3 protein-coding genes are annotated in these 4,404 nt (G+C 56.6%); 2 read left to right on the top strand and 1 reads right to left on the bottom strand.

Annotated features, from left to right (window positions below; translation table 11 throughout):
* Positions 1–53 precede the first annotated feature (53 nt).
* Entirely contained in the window at positions 54–1,328 is a 1,275-nt protein-coding gene (locus PN477_RS12835) for a PhoX family protein (RefSeq protein WP_272117670.1), read from the bottom strand.
* 309 nt (positions 1,329–1,637) lie between these two features.
* Between PN477_RS12835 and dnaK the strand changes: the two genes are divergently transcribed.
* Positions 1,638–3,866, top strand: coding sequence for a molecular chaperone DnaK (gene dnaK, locus PN477_RS12830; protein ID WP_272117668.1), 2,229 nt, complete (start codon positions 1,638–1,640; stop codon positions 3,864–3,866).
* Between the two features lie 33 nt (positions 3,867–3,899).
* On the top strand, positions 3,900–4,404 hold a 505-nt coding region (locus tag PN477_RS12825), incomplete at its 3' end, for a J domain-containing protein (RefSeq protein ID WP_272147323.1).

The following is a 4,404-nucleotide window of genomic DNA, read 5'->3' as shown; positions in this document are numbered from 1 at the left end:
TTAAAGGACTCGCTGTCGCTCGATTTGTTTGTTGGTGCAAATTCATCTCGCCACTAAAAGGCACGTCCGCCGTTACCTTCGGTAACTCTACTCGGACTCGCTTTATAGTGGGAGTCTTCTTTGCACATTTTAAGATAAACATATTCATTCCGGGCATCATCCCCAGAATAGAACACCACCGGCCGCCCCGCCTGAGCCGGTGCGGGCCAGCAGCCCTCATGGAAAAAGCGACCCAGGGCCGTCCGTTTTTGGGGGCGGGAGTCCGGCGTGAAGGGATCGATTTCCACAATCCAGCCGAAGGTATTCGCCACATTAGAAAAGTCCCGATCGGGGCGATCGCTCATTTTTGCCGTATTCCAGCGGGCATAAACATCCGTCGTATCGTTCGCCCCCAACCGCGCCCAGTTGTAGCGTCCCGACGTATCGCCCTTAATCCCGTAGCGTTGCAGCGCGTATTCTTCCTGAGCCGGACGCACATCCGCCCCTTCCCGACGCGCAAAATACCCCCACCAGTTTTCCTCACAGGTGAGATAAGTTCCCCAGGGAGTGTAACCATTGGCGCAATTGTTCACCGTGCCCCGCGTCGCTACCCCTTGGGGAGAATAGGACGTGACCATTTTTTGATGACCGCGCACCGGCCCCGTCAAGTCGCAGGGCGTAGCCGCAGTGACGCGGCGGTTATAGCGCGAACCTTTATTGATGGCGTAGGAATTTCCCTGTTTCACCACTTCAACAATGCTCACCCCGTGGGCGTTCACTTCTTTGTCAATTTCCGCCATCGGGCGAGCATTGATGTTATCTGCACCATAATTCGTCGGGCCATTAGCATGGACAAAGCCTAAATCTTCGCAGACTTCATGATTGACACAGAGAATGCCCCGATTGACATTGCGCGGATTCAAGCTGAAAAAATGCATCCCGTCATGGTGATCCCCACTGCGGAATTCAAAATCCGTGTCGGTGCCATCGTTTTTATAGGCCGCCACCCGATTCGTCAGGGGATCGCCCGTCGCCATCAAAACATTCACCGTATACCCCGCCGGGACAGTGACCTGATCGGCGAGGGTTTTCGCTACCGGGGAAAAGTTCAGCGCCAAACCCTCAGCGGTTGCCGCGCTCGCCACCGTTTGACCGGGTTTGAGGGTATCACCGAGCACTGCTAGCCCCATGCCCATCATCGATGCAGCGATCAGAGATGATCCCCCTTTCAAAAAGGAACGACGGCGCAAGGTTGCCCGCTGCAAAACAGTGGCAAAGGACTCATTATCGGACGGATTCATGCCGCGATCTTCCGGCTCCCACGTAGAGCGATCGTGATGTGATGTCATAGGAATTGTCGGTATTGAATGGGTGAGTGGCTACCCTCACCCCTCCATGCAACGGGTCAGGGTTCTGAACGGTGATTTCAGGAGAGGGGTGAGTATAGCTAGGGGTTGATCCTAAAAACAGAAGATTAACGCCGCTTTAACCCAACACTGTGCAGAAACTAAGCCTCCATTAACATTGCCATTGAGAGAACTGCGATCGGAACGGGGTGAATTGGCCCATCAAATCAGCCCTGATCCCTAGACGCAGCAGCCAAGCTGTAGCAAGATACAATAGACCACAATGGCTTAACATTTGTTCAGAAACAACGCATGGGAAGAGTAGTCGGCATCGATTTGGGAACCACAAACTCCGTCGTTGCAGTGATGGAAGGCGGTAAACCGCTGGTTATTGCCAACGCGGAAGGGATGCGTACCACCCCGTCTGTTGTCGGATTTAATAAGGACGGGGAGCTTGTGGTCGGGCAGATGGCCCGGCGGCAAGCGGTTCTCAATCCGAAAAATACGTTCTATGCCCTCAAACGCTTCATTGGGCGCACCTACGGCGAACTCACCACCGAATCCCGCCGCGTTGCCTACACCGTGCGCCGTGATGAGAATGGCAATGTGCGGATTCCCTGCCCCCGCCTCCGCCAAGATTTTGCCGCTGAGGAACTGTCGGCGAAGATTTTGCGCAAACTGGTCGAAGATGCCGAGCGGTATTTAGGCGAACCCGTGACCGGAGCGGTGATCACCGTGCCCGCCTACTTTAACGATTCCCAACGCCAAGCCACCCGCGACGCGGGCAAAATCGCCGGCCTTGATGTGCTGCGGATTATTAATGAACCCACGGCGGCATCCTTGGCCTATGGGTTAGATCGTCAGGACAATCAGACGATTATGGTGTTTGACTTGGGGGGCGGTACGTTTGATGTGTCGATCCTTGAAGTGGGGGATGGGGTGTTTGAGGTGCGGGCCACCAGTGGCGATACGCAACTGGGGGGGAATGATTTTGATCGGCGGATTGTGGATTGGTTAGCTGAACGGTTTTTAGAGCAGGAAGGGATTGATCTGCGTAAGAGCGATCGCCAAGCCTTCCAACGTCTCACCGAAGCCGCCGAAAAAGCCAAAATCGAACTCTCCGGCGTGGCCAGCACCGAGATTAACCTCCCCTTCATCACCGCCACCGATGACGGCCCGAAACATATTGAAACCACTCTCAATCGGGCTGACTTTGAAGAACTCTGCGGCGACTTACTCAGCCGGATTCGGCGACCGATTAAACGCGCCTTCAAAGATGCGGGCCTGAGTCCGCGCCAAATTGACGAAATCGTTTTGGTGGGGGGTTCGACGCGGATGCCCATGGTGCAAGACCTGGTGCGGATGTTGATCGATCGCGAACCCAACCAAAACGTCAACCCCGATGAAGTGGTAGCCGTTGGGGCAGCGGTGCAGGCGGGGATTCTCTCCGGCGTGGTGAAAGATGTGCTGCTTTTGGATGTTACGCCCCTGTCCTTGGGTCTGGAAAGCATTAGCGGCGCGATGAAAAAACTGATCCCGCGTAACACCACGATTCCCGTCCGCCGCTCGGAAATTTTCTCCACGGGGGAAAACAATCAAACCGTGGTGGAAGTTCACATCCTGCAAGGGGAGCGGGAAATGGCAACGGATAATAAGTCCCTGGGGCGGTTTAAGCTGGCGGGGATTCCTCCCGCGCCGCGTGGTGTGCCGCAAATTCAGGTGGCGTTTGATATTGATGCCAATGGGATTTTGCAGGTGACGGCCGTTGATAAAACCACGGGCCGCGAGCAAAGTATTGTGGTGCAGGAAGCCTCTACCCTGAATCAACGGGAAGTAGAGCAGATGTTGCAGGAGGCGGAACAGTTCGCCCAGCAAGACCGGGAGCGCCGGGAACGGGTGGAAAAACGCAACCGGGCTAAGGCGTTGGTGGATCAATCCCAACGCCGTTTGCGGGAAATTGTCCTGGATTTCGGTACGCAGTTCGCGAGTTATTATCGCCGTCAGATTGATGCGTTGATTCAGGATTTGGAGGCGGCATTAGCCAAGGATGATGAACGGGCGATCGATCGCACCTATGCCGATCTGCAAGATGCGCTCTATGAATTGAATCGGGAAGTGCGGATGCAGTACGAAGATGATGACGATGATGATTTCTTCGGCTCGATTAAACGCACCTTTTCCGGCGATAAGAAGAACCGCGATCCCTATCGCCCGGCTCCCTATGCGCCGCCCTACGGTGCGCCCAATAACCCCTACGATTTTGATGATCCCTACGGTGCGCCGCCACCGCGTCGGGGAGCGCGATCGCCCTACGATGCTCCGGCTCCACCGCCGCGATCGCCCTACGATGCCCCCGCCCCACCGCCGCCCCGCTCAGCACCGCCCTACGATGATCCCCGTGGCTCCCGTCGGCCCCCGGATCGGCGTAGCAATGACGGGCGCGACTGGAACCGCCCCACGAATAGCCGCCCACCGAGCGATCGCAGCCGGTCTCGACCCAGCTACGATGATTGGGATGATGATGATGATGACTGGCTCTAAGTCGGGGGCACACCACGCGGAGAGAGGGATTGAATGACAAAAAGTATGCAGAACTTTCGCAACTATTACGAGATTCTGGAAATTGACCCGCAAGCAACGCCAGAGGACATTAAGCGGGCGTTTCGGCGGTTGGCGCGGCGTTATCACCCAGATATGAATCCGGGGGATAAGGTGGCGGAGGATAAGTTTAAGGACATCAACGAAGCCTATGAGGTGCTGTCCGATGGGGGGCGGCGATCGCAATACGACCAGTTCACCCGTTTTGTCCAAACCGGCACGAAGCGCAAACCCAGCCGGGGCGCAAGCAATGGCAAAGACCCCAACGCCTACACGGATTTTAACCGCTTCGTTGAAGACCTCCTCACCCAAGAGCGCAACACCAGCAGCGCTCGCATGGATGCAAATACCCCCGAAGCCTACCGCCAGCGACGCACCAAAACCGAACGCCCCGCCGGGCAACCGCGCCCGGAACGCCCCCCCAGCGCACCTCGTACCCAAACCCGTCGCCCGGAACCCCGCCCCGAACCCCGCCCCGAAC

Origin of the sequence: Spirulina subsalsa CS-330 (genome assembly GCF_028330765.1) — a bacterium.
Lineage (GTDB): Bacteria > Cyanobacteriota > Cyanobacteriia > Cyanobacteriales > Spirulinaceae > Spirulina > Spirulina subsalsa_A.
Note: the sequence above shows the minus strand (reverse complement) of the source record. Positions and strands in the feature narration are given on the sequence as shown.

Bases quoted from the DNA above. Each gene is read 5' to 3' on its own strand.
- PN477_RS12835 (WP_272117670.1), bottom strand. From the start codon at position 1,328: ATGACATCACATCACGATCGCTCTACGTGGGAGCCGGAAGATCGCGGC.
- dnaK (WP_272117668.1), top strand. From the start codon at position 1,638: ATGGGAAGAGTAGTCGGCATCGATTTGGGAACCACAAACTCCGTCGTT.